The 16,077-nt window shown below is 59.0% G+C and carries 11 protein-coding genes, 1 tRNA gene and 1 pseudogene; 5 read left to right on the top strand and 8 right to left on the bottom strand.

Annotation, left to right across the window (positions count from 1 at the left end; genetic code table 11):
• Positions 1-26 precede the first annotated feature (26 nt).
• The 5 genes and pseudogenes from pheT to ACZ89E_RS11450 form a co-directional block, all read left to right on the top strand.
• Complete coding sequence (gene pheT, locus ACZ89E_RS11470) at positions 27-2,408, top strand: phenylalanine--tRNA ligase subunit beta (protein WP_476255676.1); 2,382 nt, start codon at positions 27-29, stop codon at positions 2,406-2,408.
• A gap of 3 nt (positions 2,409-2,411) precedes the next feature.
• Positions 2,412-2,714: an integration host factor subunit alpha gene (gene ihfA / locus ACZ89E_RS11465; protein ID WP_002553164.1), complete on the top strand. Its 303-nt coding sequence runs from the start codon at positions 2,412-2,414 to the stop codon at positions 2,712-2,714.
• Positions 2,695-3,051: a MerR family transcriptional regulator gene (locus tag ACZ89E_RS11460; protein ID WP_093218077.1), complete on the top strand. Its 357-nt coding sequence runs from the start codon at positions 2,695-2,697 to the stop codon at positions 3,049-3,051. Before ihfA ends, ACZ89E_RS11460 begins: the two co-directional genes overlap by 20 nt.
• A gap of 89 nt (positions 3,052-3,140) precedes the next feature.
• Positions 3,141-3,217, top strand: a tRNA-Pro gene (locus ACZ89E_RS11455).
• Positions 3,218-3,358: 141 nt separating this feature from the next.
• Positions 3,359-3,855 (top strand): annotated as a pseudogene (locus tag ACZ89E_RS11450) (IS21 family transposase); the annotation flags it as partial.
• Positions 3,856-4,010: 155 nt separating this feature from the next.
• On the opposite strand, the gene tssA reads toward ACZ89E_RS11450, so the two are convergent.
• The 8 genes from tssA to tssJ form a co-directional block, all read right to left on the bottom strand.
• On the bottom strand, positions 4,011-5,108 hold the full coding sequence (gene tssA, locus ACZ89E_RS11445) for a type VI secretion system protein TssA (protein ID WP_149658803.1): 1,098 nt from the start codon (positions 5,106-5,108) through the stop codon (positions 4,011-4,013).
• 94 nt (positions 5,109-5,202) lie between these two features.
• Complete coding sequence (locus ACZ89E_RS11440) at positions 5,203-5,721, bottom strand: Hcp family type VI secretion system effector (protein WP_059404755.1); 519 nt, start codon at positions 5,719-5,721, stop codon at positions 5,203-5,205.
• 165 nt (positions 5,722-5,886) lie between these two features.
• Complete coding sequence (gene tssM, locus ACZ89E_RS11435; RefSeq protein WP_476255675.1) at positions 5,887-8,382, bottom strand: type VI secretion system membrane subunit TssM; 2,496 nt, start codon at positions 8,380-8,382, stop codon at positions 5,887-5,889.
• On the bottom strand, positions 8,379-9,305 hold the full coding sequence (gene tagF, locus ACZ89E_RS11430) for a type VI secretion system-associated protein TagF (RefSeq protein ID WP_463260107.1): 927 nt from the start codon (positions 9,303-9,305) through the stop codon (positions 8,379-8,381). The genes tssM and tagF overlap by 4 nt, the downstream gene beginning before the upstream one ends.
• 31 nt (positions 9,306-9,336) lie before the next feature.
• Positions 9,337-13,221, bottom strand: coding sequence for a type VI secretion protein IcmF/TssM N-terminal domain-containing protein (locus ACZ89E_RS11425; protein WP_476255674.1), 3,885 nt, complete (start codon positions 13,219-13,221; stop codon positions 9,337-9,339).
• A gap of 30 nt (positions 13,222-13,251) precedes the next feature.
• Positions 13,252-13,965: a type IVB secretion system protein IcmH/DotU gene (icmH, locus tag ACZ89E_RS11420; protein WP_149658799.1), complete on the bottom strand. Its 714-nt coding sequence runs from the start codon at positions 13,963-13,965 to the stop codon at positions 13,252-13,254.
• Positions 13,962-15,305, bottom strand: coding sequence for a type VI secretion system baseplate subunit TssK (gene tssK / locus ACZ89E_RS11415; RefSeq protein WP_149658798.1), 1,344 nt, complete (start codon positions 15,303-15,305; stop codon positions 13,962-13,964). Before tssK ends, icmH begins: the two co-directional genes overlap by 4 nt.
• On the bottom strand, positions 15,298-16,056 hold the full coding sequence (tssJ, locus tag ACZ89E_RS11410; protein WP_149658797.1) for a type VI secretion system lipoprotein TssJ: 759 nt from the start codon (positions 16,054-16,056) through the stop codon (positions 15,298-15,300). The genes tssK and tssJ overlap by 8 nt, the downstream gene beginning before the upstream one ends.
• Between the last annotated feature and the right edge of the window lie 21 nt (positions 16,057-16,077).

The following is a 16,077-nucleotide window of genomic DNA, read 5'->3' as shown; positions in this document are numbered from 1 at the left end:
TCGTAACGAATTCTTAGGAGAGCAGGATGAAATTCAGTGAACAATGGCTGCGTGGCTGGGTAAGCCCGCAGGTAAGTCGCGACGAGCTGGTTGCTCGTCTGTCGATGGCCGGTCTTGAGGTCGATAGCGTTACGCCGGCCGCCGGTGAATTCACCGGTGTGGTGGTGGGCGAGGTGCTGAGCACCGAGCAGCACCCAGATGCCGACAAGTTGCGAGTTTGCCAAGTCAGCAATGGCTCGGAGACTTTTCAGGTCGTTTGCGGAGCGCCTAACGTGCGCCCGGGCCTGAAGATCCCGTTCGCCATGATCGGTGCCGAACTGCCTGGCGATTTCAAAATCAAGAAAGCCAAGCTGCGTGGCGTTGAATCCAACGGCATGCTGTGCTCGCAAGCCGAGCTGCAAGTCGGTGAAGGCAACGATGGCTTGATGGAATTGCCGGCCGATGCGCCGGTCGGTCAGGACATTCGTGAATACCTGGGCCTGGACGACGCCAGCATCGAGGTCGACCTGACCCCGAACCGTGGCGATTGCCTGTCCCTGGCCGGTCTGGCTCGTGAAGTCGGCGCGCTGTATAACGCTGAAGTCACCCGTCCAGTGGTGCCTGTAGTGCCAGCCGTACACGATGAAGTGCGTTCGATTGAAGTGCTGGCGCCAGCCGCTTGTCCGCGTTACCTGGGTCGTGTGATCCGTAACGTCGACCTGTCCAAGCCGACACCGCTGTGGATGGTCGAGCGCTTGCGTCGTGGCGACGTGCGCAGCATCGACGCTGCCGTCGACATCACTAACTACGTGATGCTGGAACTGGGTCAACCGCTGCACGCGTTCGACCTCGCCGAAATCAATGGCGGCATCCGCGTGCGCATGGCCGAAGAAGGCGAGAAGCTGGTGCTGCTCGACGGTCAGGAAGTCAGCTTGCGTAGCGATACGCTGGTCATTGCCGACCACACCCGCGCCCTGGCTATTGCTGGCGTGATGGGTGGCGAGCACAGCGGCGTCAACACCGCGACCACTCGCGACGTGTTCCTCGAAAGCGCGTTCTTCGATCAGATTGCTGTCGCTGGCAAGGCCCGTTCCTATGGCCTGCACACCGACGCCTCGCATCGCTACGAGCGTGGCGTGGATTGGCAGTTAGCCCGTGAAGCCATGGAGCGCGCCACAGGCCTGCTGCTGGAAATCACTGGCGGCGAAGCCGGCCCGATCACCGAAACCGTGAGCGAGCAGCACCTGCCGAAAATCGCGCCGGTGACCCTGCGCGCGCAACGCATCACCCAGATGCTGGGCATGGAAATGGATCCGGTCGAAGTCGAGCGTCTGCTCAATGGCTTGGGCCTGGCCGTTTCTGCTGATGGGGCAGGGCAGTGGCGCGTAGAAGTGCCAAGCCATCGCTTCGATATCAGCCTGGAAGTCGATCTGATCGAAGAGCTGGCCCGTTTGTACGGTTACAACCGTCTGCCGGTTCGTTACCCGCAAGCCCGCCTGGCACCGCAAGCCAAGGCTGAAGCCCGTAGCGACCTGCCTGAACTGCGCCGCCTGCTGGTGGCTCGTGGTTATCAGGAAGCGATCACCTACAGCTTCATCGATCCGAAACAGTTCGAACTGTTTAATCCGGGTGTTGAACCGCTGTTGCTGGCCAACCCGATCTCCAACGACATGGCGGCCATGCGTTCGTCCCTGTGGCCGGGTCTGGTCAAGGCGCTTCAGCACAACCTGAACCGTCAACAGGATCGCGTCCGCCTGTTCGAAAGCGGCCTGCGTTTCGTGGGTCAGCTGGAAGGCTTGAAGCAAGAGTCGATGCTGGCCGGTGTGGTTTGCGGTAGTCGTCTGCCGGAAGGCTGGGCGCAAGGTCGCGATGTCGTGGACTTCTTCGACGTCAAGGCTGATGTGGAAGCGGTGTTGGGCTTCGCTGGTGCGCTGGATTCGTTCACGTTCGTGCCAGGCAAGCACCCGGCGCTGCATCCGGGTCAGACCGCACGCATCGAGCGTGAAGGTCGTCTGGTGGGTTACGTCGGTGCGATCCACCCTGAATTGTCGAAAACCCTCGGTCTCGACCGTCCGGTCTTCGTCTTCGAGCTGGTTCTGGCCGAAGTGGCGTTGGGTAAAATGCCTAAATTCCAGGAGTTGTCGCGCTTTCCTGAAGTGCGTCGTGACCTTGCACTGATCGCCGAAAAAGACGTCGCCGCCAGCGCCGTACTGGACGTAATCCGTGAAAATGCAGGGGAATGGCTGACGGACCTCAGGCTATTTGACGTGTATCAGGGTAAAGGCATTGATCCTGATAGAAAAAGCCTTGCAGTTGGCTTGACCTGGCAGCATCCATCGCGCACTCTTAATGACGATGAGGTGAATAACACGACGCAAAATATCCTCACCTCGCTCGAACAAAGGTTGAACGCCACGTTAAGGAAGTGACGTATGGGGGCTCTGACGAAAGCTGAGATGGCGGAACGTCTGTATGAGGAGTTGGGCCTGAATAAACGGGAGGCCAAGGAATTGGTCGAACTGTTCTTTGAAGAAATCAGGCACGCTCTAGAAGACAACGAACAAGTCAAATTGTCCGGTTTCGGCAATTTCGACCTTCGGGACAAACGCCAGCGGCCTGGCCGCAATCCGAAAACGGGTGAAGAAATCCCGATCACGGCTCGCCGTGTGGTCACCTTTCGTCCAGGGCAGAAGTTGAAGGCCCGAGTTGAGGCTTATGCTGGAACCAAGTCATAACGACGAGCTACCCGTCATCCCAGGCAAACGCTACTTCACCATTGGTGAAGTCAGCGAGCTGTGTGCGGTAAAACCACACGTGCTGCGCTACTGGGAGCAGGAGTTTCCTCAACTCAACCCTGTCAAACGCCGCGGAAACCGCCGGTATTATCAGCGACAAGACGTGCTGATGATCCGGCAGATCCGCGCGCTCCTTTACGATCAGGGTTTCACCATCGGCGGCGCGCGCCTGCGCTTGTCCGGAGATGAAGCCAAAGACGACACCACTCAGTACAAGCAGATGATTCGGCAGATGATTGCTGAATTGGAAGACGTGCTGATCGTCCTCAAGAAATAATTTCCTGCGTTTGAATACTTCCAGTTTTCAAAAGCTTGCGATATATTCTTGAGCGTTCCTCGAGATGAGGAACAGGTTCCACGCCTAGTCGGGGCGTAGCGCAGTCCGGTAGCGCACTAGCATGGGGTGCTAGGGGTCGAGTGTTCGAATCACTCCGTCCCGACCATATAATTCAAGGGGTTGCGAGATTTTATCTCGCGGCCCCTTTTTGTTTTTTATCGTTTTTACCCCTACAAAACTCCTGGCTCTCGGTGGAATCCTGCTCACGTTCCGAGCAGGAGAACACAGGGTGATCAGCATGGAAATGTTGGGGGAAATCCGGCGGATGTACATCCGCGACAAGCTCTCGCTGCACCAGATAGCCGAGCGTACCGGGCTGTCGAGAAACACCATCCGAAACTGGGTCAGAGCCCCGGAAGCCACTCAGCCGGCGTACCAGCGGTGCGCGGCCTTCAACAAACTCAGCCCTTTCCACGACACGCTTGAACAGGCGCTGAAAGCCGATGCGTTCCAGGCAAAGCACAATCGCAGAAGCACCACAGCACTTTGTGAGCAGATCAAGGCCGAGGGTTATGACGGCGGCTATAGCTAGCTCACGGCGTTTGTACGCTCGTGGCGAGGTGAGCAAGGCAAGTCTTACGGGCTTTTGTGCCGCTGACGTTGGCGCTCGGTGAAGCTTTTCAATTTGACTGGAGCGAAGGAGGGCTGCTGATCGGAGGCCTGTTTCGACGCATCCAGGTCTCCCACATGAAGCTTTGCGCCAGTCGCGCATTCTGGTTGGTTGCGTACCCTAGCCAAGGTCACGTGCCTTGTGAGCGAGTCGGCCAGTGGGTCAGCAGCCGTCTTTACCATCCCGGATCGTGGTCTTCGCTGGTAGCGGTAGAACTGGTGCTTGAGTCGGGAAGCTTGAGCGCCTTCCATTGTGTTGACGAAAGGCCTCAGGGCTTGAAGGCGGTATGTCAGGACTTCGCTTCCTTGGTCCCCAGCACATCGCGGATGCTGTCCACCACATTGCTGTCTTTGATCACATCGTTCAGCCAACCCTCGAGCGGCATGTTGCCCCATTTGATCGCTCGTTCGATCAGATAAGGGACGGGGCTTTGGGGCTCGGTCTGTTTGAAGAACTGGGCGATGCCCGCCAGCAGGGTGAACGCTTCATCGCGGGTCTGCGGGGTGGTTCGAAGCGGTGTGCTTGAAAGACTTTGTTCAGGCTGGGTCATTGCGGAACCTGCGGGTTGTTCGCCAGTGCTTTCAGGGATGGCCGGAGCCGGCGCGACAGGGGCCGGGGTCAGTTCGATGCCCCGGTCCTTGAGCAGTTTTTCCGCCAGTTGTCCTGCGCGGAACAGAATGTCATTGAGCCCAGCAAAGCTCGGTGCTTCAGGGCCAAAGTGCCTGTCTGCGGTGCTCTGAAGCTGCTGGCAGGCTTTCAGGCAGGCGGCTATCTCGCCGGCCTTGAGGCGCAGATGATCTGAGTCGGTCAGCACCACCGAACGCTGGAAGACTTCCGCGTTGATCTTGCCTTCGTCGAGGGCGGCCCGCATCGCCTGAGGGTTTTGCAGCGCCAGGTTTTCGATGTGCCTGGATTCGTCATAGCGAAGCAGACCGTAATATTGCCCCTGGGTGATCGGCAATGAGCCGACGATGTCCGCCAGCGAGGTTTTCATCCACGCGAGGCGTGCGGCGCGTTCATCGACGCCGTCCTCCAAGGAGGGAAAGAGATCCGCCCAAAAGGTTTGCAGAATGCGCTCGGCCAGCGTCAGGCCGAACGTAATACCAACAAAATGGTACTTGTGCGCCAGGCCTTCACTGAGCCAGGCGACCAGCATCAAGTCTTTGCTCTGTCGAGCCAGACCTTGTGCCGCCAAGGCAATGGTCAGATCCCAATCGGAAGCCTTGAGATCGGTTTGCCAGTCACCTTGGGTAAGGTAATCGGGGTCTGCTCGACGAGCTTCCTTCACCTGATCGAACAAGGTGGAAAAGCTCAAGTCTTCACCGCTCCCCTCATTGATGGGCGCTGTCAGTTCGGCCAGCGAAAGGTCGTTGAGAAATTCAGACATAGGCAACTCTGATCAAAATAAAAGAACACCGCGCCTGTTTGGCAGGCACGGTGCTGAATGCGGACTGCGTGCGCGGTCCGCTATCGCTACGGGCTTAAGCGAAAACTTTGTTCGCCGTGCGATCCCAACCACCGGTGACGTTACCGCCGCCCTGGCCATCGGCACGGCTTTGTTGGGTGTAGGTAGTCTTGATGCGCGCGAAGTTGAAGCTGATTTCTTCAATCGGCAGATCGCTGACCGCTTTGTCTTCACCGCCCTGACTGCCGCCAGCGACAGCCTTGACGGAGGAGACCACGACTTCTTCCAGGTTGATGGTCAGGTAAGTAACCTTGTCACCGCCCGCGCGGTTGACGTTCAGCTGGATCTTGGCGATGTGAGTGCCTTTGCAGCAGGCTTCGAACAGCTTGGCAGAAGCCTTGTCAACGGCTTTGCGGATGCTGAAATCGCTCAACGACACACGCTCCGACGAAGCACCGCCCGAAGAGCTTGCAGTTGCGGAAGTCGCCTGAGTTGCACCGTACTCGTAGCCCAGCACTTCGATCCAGTCCTTGTGCTTGTCGTCGAGCACTTCACCTGGAATGCCTTCGATCTGAATGTATGCGTCAAATGCCATTTCTAATTTCTCCTTACCTTCATTTAAAGGGCTGTAACAACCTGCGGACAGATCACGAACCCTTCGTTTTTAACCCCTTTGAACGATCAAGAGAGGTGTCTTACCGGCCTGGGCCGAACTTCAAGCGGGCCCAGGCAGCGGCTTCCTTTCAGAAGCGCGGCCGTCTCAGTTGAGCGCCCGTACTTCGATTTCCACGCGCCGGTTAGGTTCCAGGCACTGAATAAGTTGGGCTCTTGGTTGCTGCATGTTGCATTTGACCAAGGGCTTGGTGCTGCCTTCGCCGACGGCTTCTACCAGTTCACCCGGCACGCCTTTGCCCACCAGGTAGGTCTTGATGGTTTGTGCGCGCTGCCGGGAAACCTGCAGGTTGCCCTGTGGCTCGCCCAGTTGATCGGCGTGCCCGGAGATGATGATTTTGCCGATGTCAGGCGTGCTCAACAGCTTGCCGGCGATGGCGCTCAACTGGCCCTGACCTTCGGTTTTCAGGCTCTGGAAGTCGGCACGGCCAAAGGCGAACAAGGTGTCCGATTCCAGGGTGATGGTCTCGATCGAGCGCAACGATTGCGTGAGCAAACTGTTGATGTAGTTACGCGAACTGGAGGTCAGGAACGCGTTATCGAGGATCCGAGGCACGTCTTCCTCGTGGATCTGGTCGCTGTAGAAATTGATCTGCCGGCTGGCAAACTCGTAATCCTGATTCGAGGCCGAACCGTCATTCGAAGCACCGATGGTTTTACCGGTCTGGCGGGCAATCGCCGGGTACCAGTAATCTGGCATTTTCGCTTTCAGGAGCGCCGGATCAGCCTTTTCGCGTTGGGCACGCGAGAGCATGACGTAGGTGTCCAGCGTGGTCTTGCCGAACGCCGCGATGGACTGTGCCCGGTTGTCGTCAGGCAGCGCCTTGGGTTCGACACTGTCCACGCCGGTCACGGGCAGCAGTTCCTTGCTGTTACGCTGATACACCTTGAGGGTGGTCAACAGGTACAGCGAGCGGGTCAGGTTGTCGGCGGTCGGCTTGAGCATCACGCTTTCCAGCCGCCTGAAATACTGACTGCGCACCAGCGGCTCGACTTTGTAGCCTTGGTAAAGCCCCAGGCGCATTCGCAACGGCACACCTTCATCGTGGTGTTGCGCGTAGTAATGGGCGGTCCAGAAGCGCATGCGATCCAGCGTTTGCCAGTCGGTGTATTGCCCTGTCGCCGAAGCGTCGGCTTTGGCCGCCTGGGCCAGTTCCGTGGACATAGTCTGCACGGTGTTTTTGTTGTTCACATAGGACCAGCCCAGCAAGCTGCACAGCAGCACCGCGACCAGCCCGGCACCACCAATCCACGCCGCCTTGCGCCGGCGTTCGCGATGGTTGGTGGTGTACAGCGCCACCAGATGCTGGTCGGGAATGATGACTTTGCGGAACAGGCTGTTGATGAATAGCGGACGCGGTTGCGCATCGCCGCCGGCGATCTCTTGATCACTGTCCAGCGAGAAACGCTCGGTGACCTGGCGCGTGTGCCCACCCATTTCCGGCTGGTCGGCGTCGAGTGCACTGGTGAAATAGAAGCCGCGCAGCAGTTCAGCCTTTTGGTACGGGTTGGCGCGCAACAGCGCATCGACGAACAACTGCAGCCTCGGCTTCAGCGCCGCCAGTTCCAGCGGAAAGCGATACACCGCTGAATCCTGGCGGGTGATCTGAATGTCCTGCATGACCAGTTGTTGACTCGCCACCTGCTGCCAATAGCTGACCAACTCGTCCATCGCCACGCCGAATTGACGGCCCCAGTCGGCCTGTTCGTACCCTTTATGGGAAAACGTCTTGCCCATGACTTCGCCGCGGGCAATGTCATCCAGTTGGCGATAGAACGGGGCAAAACCCGGCACCAGGTCACACTTGGTGAACACCAGGTAGACCGGCAGGCGCACTTCCAGCAGCGCATGGGTTTCCTGGATGCGTTCGCGCAGGCGCTTGGCAATACGCTCCTGGTCTTCGAGCGACGTTTGCAGAATGTCGTGAATGCTGACGGTAACGATCAAGCCGTTGAGCGGCCGACGCTGGCGGTGCTGACGCAACAGTTGCAAAAAGGCCCGCCATTTGCCGGCCTCTTCCTGGTTGTTCATGTAGCGACCGGCGGTATCCAGCAGGACGGCTTCGGAACTGAAAAACCAGTCGCAGTTGCGGGTGCCGCCCAGGCCGGCGACACGCGCACCTTCACGCTCCGCATACGGGAAGTTGAGGCCCGATTGATAGAGCATCGTACTTTTGCCGGCTGCCGGCTGGCCGATCACCAGGTACCAGGGCAGGGCATACAGCGCATCCTTGGGATTGCTGCCCCGCGGCTTGTTGCTGTGCAGCCGCTCGATGCTCTGCAACAGGCGCTCGCGCAACAGGCTGACTTCTTCGCGGTCCGCCGGGCTGGCGTTGAGCACCGCTTGATCGGCGTCGTCGCGCAGCAGCCCTTCAAGGTTGTGGTGACGCGACACGCCCCGATAAAGCAGCAGCACGTAACCAGCCGAGAGCAGCAGGAACACGCCGATGCCGGTCAGCAGGCTGTTCAGCGAGCTGAAGTCAAACGCACGACCAATGCTCCACACCACGAAAATGGTGAGGAAAAAACAAACCCCCAGAATGTAGGGTTGGAAGCGCAAGAAGTAATACTTGATCTTGTTCATACGGACTTCAAATCCAGCGCGTCGACAAAACGGTCGATAACGTCATCAAGAGGGCGGTCGATTTCCGGAAAGGCGTGTTTTGGGTGGTGCTCATCAAATGCATCGAATGACGCCAGCACGTCATGGCTCTGCAAGCGGTTTGCGCTACTGGTCAGCACACGATAGGCATCGCTGTTGTTTCGTGACGGGAAGCAGATCAGCCGGGGGCGCATAAAGTCGTCTGCCAACAGACTGACCTGCGGCACGCCATTGCCTGCGGTCATTCGCGCCAACCAGGTGATCCACAAATCGGCGGTCGGATTTTTCAAACCTCTTTCCGCCGGCAAGGGCAGGGAAATCCCCATCGGCGTTGGCTGATGCAGATGGCTTTTGAACGCCAGCAGCCGGGTCAGTACGGCATTGGTGACGAATTCCGGGTAAGCGCCTTCCAGCGCGGTGGCGATGTCGCGCAGGTTGAAGTTCACCAGGAACTTGTCATGCACGCGCCGGAACAACTCGAAATCCTGACCTTGCAACGGGCGCAAGGCCTTGATGCGGTCGAACAGCACGGACGTACTTTCGCCCTGGGTGGCCATGTGCAGCAACGGCCTGATCTGCCCGCTGAACAGTTCGCTCAGGGTGAAAGGATTGACCAACGTCCCGGAGTCGCTGGCTTTGACCGTTTGAAAAATGAAAAACGGATAACGCCGCTGGCTGGAATCCCTCGAGCTGATCAAGCCGCCGACCAACCAGTTGCCACTGCGTGCGCGGTAGCTGAAAAAGCACACCGGTAACGCGTCGAACAACGCTCGCCAGTCCTCAAGAGGCTGCAGGGCGGCCAATGCGCCTTGCAGCCAGGCATCGAACTCGCAGACGTCGTCGGCTGCACCGTGCAGGCTGACGAAGTCCGGGCTCGCGGGCACTTTTCCGAAACAGCCAATCATTGGCCGTGTCCCTGATTCAAGGCGAGCGTGCTCACTGGACCCGTCCGCCGCTGGCGTTGAGTGCACTCAGTGCCTTGACGTTCGCCAGGTCGGTCAGCTTGACGCCACCGTAGTTGCGCACGGCGAGGCTGACCTGGCCACTGGCGGTGTTCCAGCTGAAACGTTGCTGGATACCATCCAGATCGCTGACGCGGGCGCTGTCATTCATGCGCAACAGGCCCCAGCGACCGGGGTAATCGAACACAGTGATGCGTTCGCCGCTCAGCGTGATCACGTCCATGCGCGCACCCGGTGCGGTGGTGGTGCCCGGCCAGGAGAAGCGGCTCCAGCTGGCCTTACCGTTGCGATAGTGCTGCACCTGCCCGTCCAGGGTGAAGATGATGTCGGTGAACCAGGCCGCTGGCTCCAGCATGATCTCAAAACCGTTTTCCCGGTCCGACAGGCTGGCAATGACCTGGCCCAGTGAGCTGGCCTTGTCGATGCTGTTGACCATGTTCGGATTGACCAACGGCGTTGCTTTGCTGGCGCTGCTCATGCCGAGGCCTTCGCCCCCGGACAGATTGCCGATTTCGTTGCGCTTGAAGTTCGGCAGCAAGCCGGATTCCGGGTCGACGAAACGCTGCAGGTCCTTGACCGAGGCTTCATTGCGACTTCCTGCCGCGATCGGGTAACGGTGCGCCATGACTTGTTCCCAAGGCTTGGCGATCTGTTGTGCCCAGGCCTTGGCGATCTGCTCGCCGGCCGGATCGCGCAGGGTTTCCCAGGCGAACTGAATCGGCAAACTGAACAGGCCTTGTAGCGAAGTCGACAGGCCGCCCTGACTGGTGTCGACGGTGGTCTCCACGTAGTTGCGCACGCTGGTGACTTCGCTCGGCTGACCTTCCAGCGTTTCGCTGATCAGTTGCTTGCTGCTTTTGCCGACGTCTTGAGAGCGCTGGATGTTGTTCATCCGCACTTTGAGTTTGCGCAACGCCGCCAGGTAGCGATCCATTATCGTGCTGTCGGCGCCCTCGGCGTTTTGCACGGCGAAGACCCGCGACACCGGCTCGAAGCGCTTGGCCAGGCTGCCGTCGTCTACCGCAGGCAACGGCGAAATCAGTGCATTGGGCGAGGTGTCCTGCCCATCGAAAATCCCCGTGACTTTGCCCCAGAAACCGTCATCGTGCTTGATCCCCGGTTGCTGCGTTTCACGCAGTGCAGGCACATCCCATTGGGTGTTGTCGTTGACCGCTGCCAGCAGGTTTTTCACCGGCGAGTTCTGCACGTCGCTTAGCAGCGACAGTTGTTGGGTCGCGTTGGCCATGTCAGTGAAATGGCGAACACCGACGCTGTCGATCAGGGTGTACCAGGCTTGGGTGTAGTCGCGTTTGTAACGCGTCATGAACTCACGGATGAAGTTGGCTTTCTGCACAAGGCTGTCGCCGCCTTCGCCATCGAGCACCCAGTCCGATTCGTTTTGCAGGTTGCCCGACAGCAGTTTGATCAGCTCAGGCTTCACAAACTGTTCCCAACCCTGACGAGTGAAAATCGCCGGCACCGCTTCGCTGCCGTACAAAAGTTGACGCCCTGGCAGCGGCACCAGATCGCTCAGGCCCACGGCCGGGAACTGGCGGCTGGACTCCAATTGCAGGCGCAGATATTCACGGTCCACCAGCGAGCTGGAAATCATGAACGACTTCAAGCTATTGCGGGTTTCGCTGATCAATTGCTCGTTACGTGGCAGGGACGGCGCCTGGCCATTTTTCAGCAGTTGCACGTAGACCGGCGAGTTGTCCTGAATAACCGCTGTGCTGACCGGGTTGTCGGTATTGGCGGTGTTGGCCCAGGCAACCGGCAACGCCGCGCCGACGAACTCTGGCTCAGGATGGGTTTCAGGTTGCGTCAGCATCAAGTAGAGCTTCAGCGCGTTATAGGACTCGATGATGGAGGCGACCTGGCGCTCATCCAGTCGACCGAGCATTTCCTCCGACAACGAGAGCCCACCGGTGGTCGCCGACAGTTCTGCGGCGTCGCTCGCCGTGGCCGGATTACGCAGTGCGGTCAACGCATCCCCGCGCATCTTTTTCGCGGAACCCTTGGCCGCAGCGCTCAAACGACTGGTGACATCACCGGCGCTGCGCGGAACGCTGCTCAAGCGGGTCGGCAGTTTCAGCCCTTGAGCGCGCGCCTTGGCTGACGGACTGCCGGCCTTGGCGGGTGCCGCCGCGAAGCTGTTCTGCGGGTCCATGGTTTTTGCGAACTCATTGAAGGCGCGCATCTGCAATTGAAGTTGCAGGGTGATCGGTTCGAGCGCCTGAGTACGCAACTGCTGCAAATAAGCAGTCTGTGCGACGCGGTAGATGTCGTCACCCCGATAGAGGCCAGCGCTGAGTTGCAGCGGTACACCTTTGGCACGGTACTTCTCGATGGCGGCGAGTTGATCGCGGAGCAGTTCCAGGCCTTGGCCCGAGGCCAGCAACTCGGCGCGCTCCGGTGATTGCTGCAGCTCGTTGAGTTGCTCGCGCAATGCGGCCAGCCACTGACGGTTGTTCTGGAAGGACAGGGTTTGCCAGCCAATGAACACCAGTGCGGCGAGCACGGCCACGCCCAACAAGGCCGGGCTGAAGGATTTATTGTGTCCGGAACGCGACTGGTAAAGCGTCAGGTCGCGGTCCGGGAAAATCACACGGCGGAACGTATCGGTAATGAAATAGCTGCGGTCACTGATTTTTTTGCCGCTGCTTGGCGTGTGCTTTTCGTGCTCGACTTCCGGCAGCAGCGAAAACGACTCGGCGAGATCATCTTCATAGACTTGGCTCAGTTGCTGATCGGTCTGCAGGGCACTGGTGAAATACAGGCCACGCAGCAACAGTTGCGTACCCGAATGACCGGTCTGGGCGAAGTGCTGGAGAAACTGTTCGAGCACCACCGACAGTTCGGAAAAATAGTTCGGGAAGTTCAGCAGCGCGCTGTTGGCATCGGCGCCCAACGCAATCATCTGCGCGTCGACGTGACGGCGAATATGACTGTGCAGGTTGGCCAGCTTGGCATCCAGCACCGGGCGCAAACCCTGGTTGCGGATTTCCGACAAACCGAAGGTCATGCCCAGCGGTTGCTGACGTTCGTTCAGGTCCAGGCCTTCAAAAGCCTGGCTGAAACCCGGCAGTTGATCGGTCTTGCTCAACATCAGGTAGATCGGCGGGTTGGCGTCCAGGCAGTCGGTGTATTCCTCGATGCGTGACACCAGTTGCGCGGCGAGCTCGTTGCGCTCGGTGGCGCTGGCGGCCAGCAGTTCAGGCAGGCTCACCACCAGCACCAGGCCGTTGACGGCGGCTTTGTTGCGTTGCTTTTTCAGCATCCGCAGGAACGCGGCGAATTCGCTGGCCGACTGGTCGTCCCGCAGGTAGCGACCGGCCGTGTCGATCATCACGGCCTCAGGGCTGAAGTACCAGTCGCAATGTTGCGTACCGCTTTGTGTGTCATTGGCGCTGTTGGCGATGCTCGCGGACAGGCCGGAACGTGTCAGCAAAGAGGTTTTACCGGCACCGGACATGCCGATGACCAGGTACCACGGCAAGTCATACAGCGCCGACGAGCCGCCGCCACCGGCCGAGCGGTCGGTGCGCAGCATCGCGATGGCGTGCTTGAGCCGTTCGCGCAGCACTTGCTGGTCGCGGAATTCACCGGTGGATTTAAGCGATCGATCGACCTCGATCTGCACCAGGTTCTCAAGGTTGTGCTCAGCGCGGATCCGCTTGTACTGACGCAGCACAATGATCAGCAAATAGAAGGCGCTGATGATCGCCATCGCCTCCAGCGTGTAACCACGCAACCAGCTCACGTGCGGTGCCGCGAACCAGCCAACCACCAGGCTCGCCAGCCACAGCACGGGGATGACAAACCAAAAGCTTTTCAACAAACGCAATAATGTCTTCATGTCTTCCTGACTCGATTACCTGAGGTGTGCTCAGGCACTGAACAGCTGGCTGATTTGTTCGGACAATGCGGCTACGTCCTTGGCCAACAGCCAGTCCAGCGTCAGGTAAACACCCACGCAGACCAGCGCAATGAGCGCCAGATAGAGCCAAACGGGAACTTCATGGCGCAGCATCTGCGAGACCTGGTCGGGCAATGCCCAATCCGGCGAGAGCGCCTTGGGCGTCTTGCGGTATCGCGCGATGTCCTGGCCCAGGGTGTTGGCCAGATAACGCAATTGGTCTTTTTGGCCGAGGCTGAATTTGCCTTCGAAACCCAGCGCCAGACACAGGTGATAGACCTCAAGCACATCCAGGTTTTGCTTGACGTCACTGCGCAACGAATCGATTTTCTCGAAAAAGCCTTCGCCCGCCAGGTGCACGCCGAAGTAGCGGAACTGCAACGGCTGCAGTTCGAAGTGACGACGCAGGTCGTTTTCCCCGGAGCGCAACACGCTTTCGTCGAGGAACGCACACAGGGCGTATTGCGTATCCTTCACCTGTTCAACGCTGTAGTTGGCGTTACGGGCTTCGCGTTCCAGTGTCGAGAAGAAGGCATCGATGCTCGCCTCAAAAGCGATGACCGAGGTCACTTGACGGCCTTTTCGCACGATCAGCGCCATGCTGATGAAGTCTTGCACCAGGTCTTTCAACACCGGTTTTTCAGTTGCGGCCGCCACGGCGCCTTGCATTACGGCTTCGTTCATTTGAGTACCGCCATCAGTTCAAGCTTGAGATTGGTAAAGGCGCTGGGTGCGTAAAAAGAGATGGCCTGGGCACTCATCATGCGTTCATACACCCGGCCATGGGGCTCGATGGAGAAGTAGTGATTGTCCAGTCGCACTGGAATCGCGTTCGGTAAGCGGGTCGAGTGATTGAGCGTGACGCCGGGCATGGCGCTGTTGACCACGACTTCAATGTCTTCCGGCGAGCCGACCTTGAACGCGCGCGGCACCAGTTCCAGCAGGCTGGAACCGGGCATATCGGCGTGCACCGAAATATAGAAATCCGCCTCGGCCAGGCGCGGATCGAGCAGCTGTCCCTGCCAGTACGAAGGCTTGGTCTGGGTCAGGTTGATCATCACGCACTGGTTAGGCACGACGTTGTCGAGCAGTACACGAATCATTTCATCGAGCTTGACCAGTGAGGCCGCCGGGTCGTGATGGTCATACTCGGGGATGTCGTTGAGTTGCGTGTCCAGCGAAAACGTCAGCAAGCCGCCCGCGAGTTCCGCCAGAAACAGATACAAGCGCTCGGGGTGCAGGCGCGGGTGGGCGAGCAAGTGCGCCAGGCCCGGGTGCGCACGGTTCACCGTGTTCAACAGCCAGAACAAGGTCACGTCGCTGGAGCCGAACTCGGCAATCTGGTCCGCGCGTTCGCGACGACGACCCGACAGCGCCTTGCTTTTGGATTGCAGCGCGCCGAGCAATCGTTTGCCCAGACCGGTCAGGGTTTCGTGAGTGCCGACATGCAAGGTCGGGTGCACGAAGTGTGCATCGAGGTTGAAGCCGCCGATGTTGTTGCGCGACAGCCGGGCGATCGGGCAGTGGCTGTAGCCATCCAGGTTATCGCCGTCGATCAGCATCACCACGTTCAGGCGCAGGCTGGTGATTTCGTTCTCGAGGTCGCCTTCGTTGAGGTCCGGCAAGGTGTCGAACTGCTTGCGAAACCGCCGTGCGCTTTTTTGTTCCTGGCCGTCTTCGACGTAATTCATGCCGAACGGCTCAGGCAGTTTCAGCGCGGCGTAGACCTTCAGGTCGTTGCCCTTGAGCAAGTCCTTCAAGTCACGCGCTGCCGGCAGCGGGTCATGCTGCGGCGCGTCGTACAGGCTGCCGTCGGGAAACACCAGTTTCAACCGTTTCAGCTGCAAAGAGCCGGTTGCGAGCGCCTCTTCATCGACCTGCAGCATTTGCACACCCCAATGGAAAGGCGTGTTGCGCAGTGTCGACTCTGCCAACTGATGCTGGTGGAACTCATCCTGATATTGGAAGTGTTGTGGCAAAAGGAACATGCCTTCCGACCACATCACCCGGCTTTGCTTACTCATGAACGCCTTCCAATAGAGAGGTTAATTTTGACTCGGTGGCTTTTTGCGCGGAGCTGGTCGCCGTGTCTTCAGCCTGTTGCACGGCCGCGTCCTGCACACGCTGGGTGAGGGTTGGCTTCGCTGACGGGTCGGGCAGGGCAGAGGCTTGGGCGAGCTGCTCCTGAGTCTTGGGTTTGTTCAAGACATCGACACCGTTCACGGCGGAAACGGTGTTGTTGTCCACCAACACCCGCAGGCCATCGGCGGAAAACCAGATGCCATCCTTGCGCAGCGAGTTGGCGTCAAACGCAACCTTCCAGCGGCTGTTTTCATCCGAGCGGAAAAACGCGGCAACGCCGACGTAGCCTGCGGCCTTGTTCAACGGCCACTTGTCGACCTGGCCCATGCCCGGCAGCAAGGTGATTTCACGGTTTTCGAGCAGCGTATTGCCGAGGGCTTTTTGCGGGTCGTCCCACAGCGTGTCGGCGTCGATCGACGAAAAGCGCTCCAGCGATGTCAGCTGATACACGCGAATCACTACGGACAGCGGTTTGCCGGACTCGTCGGGATTGAGCTGATTACCGCCATCCGACGTCAGGATGACCTTCTCGTTATCGTCGAACAGCATGTCGCCGGCCCATGTATCGTCGACCCGCTTGCTGACACGGTCGGTGACGCCACAGGCCGTCAACGCCATCATCAATGCCACTGCGGTCAGGCATTTTGCCAATGCCGGCTGCGCAGGGCGCTTCCTTGAATGTCTGTTATCCATGATGGCTACCTTTAAATACTC

This window comes from Pseudomonas sp. TE3899, assembly GCF_056279105.1.
Note: the sequence above shows the minus strand (reverse complement) of the source record. Positions and strands in the feature narration are given on the sequence as shown.

What these genes read in the sequence shown, in the direction of transcription:
- pheT (WP_476255676.1), top strand. Translation starts at nt 27, where the DNA reads ATGAAATTCAGTGAACAATGGCTGCGTGGCTGGGTAAGCCCGCAGGTA.
- ihfA (WP_002553164.1), top strand. Translation starts at nt 2,412, where the DNA reads ATGGGGGCTCTGACGAAAGCTGAGATGGCGGAACGTCTGTATGAGGAG.
- ACZ89E_RS11460 (WP_093218077.1), top strand. Translation starts at nt 2,695, where the DNA reads ATGCTGGAACCAAGTCATAACGACGAGCTACCCGTCATCCCAGGCAAA.
- tssA (WP_149658803.1), bottom strand. Translation starts at nt 5,108, where the DNA reads ATGTCTGAATTTCTCAACGACCTTTCGCTGGCCGAACTGACAGCGCCC.
- ACZ89E_RS11440 (WP_059404755.1), bottom strand. Translation starts at nt 5,721, where the DNA reads ATGGCATTTGACGCATACATTCAGATCGAAGGCATTCCAGGTGAAGTG.
- tssM (WP_476255675.1), bottom strand. Translation starts at nt 8,382, where the DNA reads ATGAACAAGATCAAGTATTACTTCTTGCGCTTCCAACCCTACATTCTG.
- tagF (WP_463260107.1), bottom strand. Translation starts at nt 9,305, where the DNA reads ATGATTGGCTGTTTCGGAAAAGTGCCCGCGAGCCCGGACTTCGTCAGC.
- ACZ89E_RS11425 (WP_476255674.1), bottom strand. Translation starts at nt 13,221, where the DNA reads ATGAAGACATTATTGCGTTTGTTGAAAAGCTTTTGGTTTGTCATCCCC.
- icmH (WP_149658799.1), bottom strand. Translation starts at nt 13,965, where the DNA reads ATGAACGAAGCCGTAATGCAAGGCGCCGTGGCGGCCGCAACTGAAAAA.
- tssK (WP_149658798.1), bottom strand. Translation starts at nt 15,305, where the DNA reads ATGAGTAAGCAAAGCCGGGTGATGTGGTCGGAAGGCATGTTCCTTTTG.
- tssJ (WP_149658797.1), bottom strand. Translation starts at nt 16,056, where the DNA reads ATGGATAACAGACATTCAAGGAAGCGCCCTGCGCAGCCGGCATTGGCA.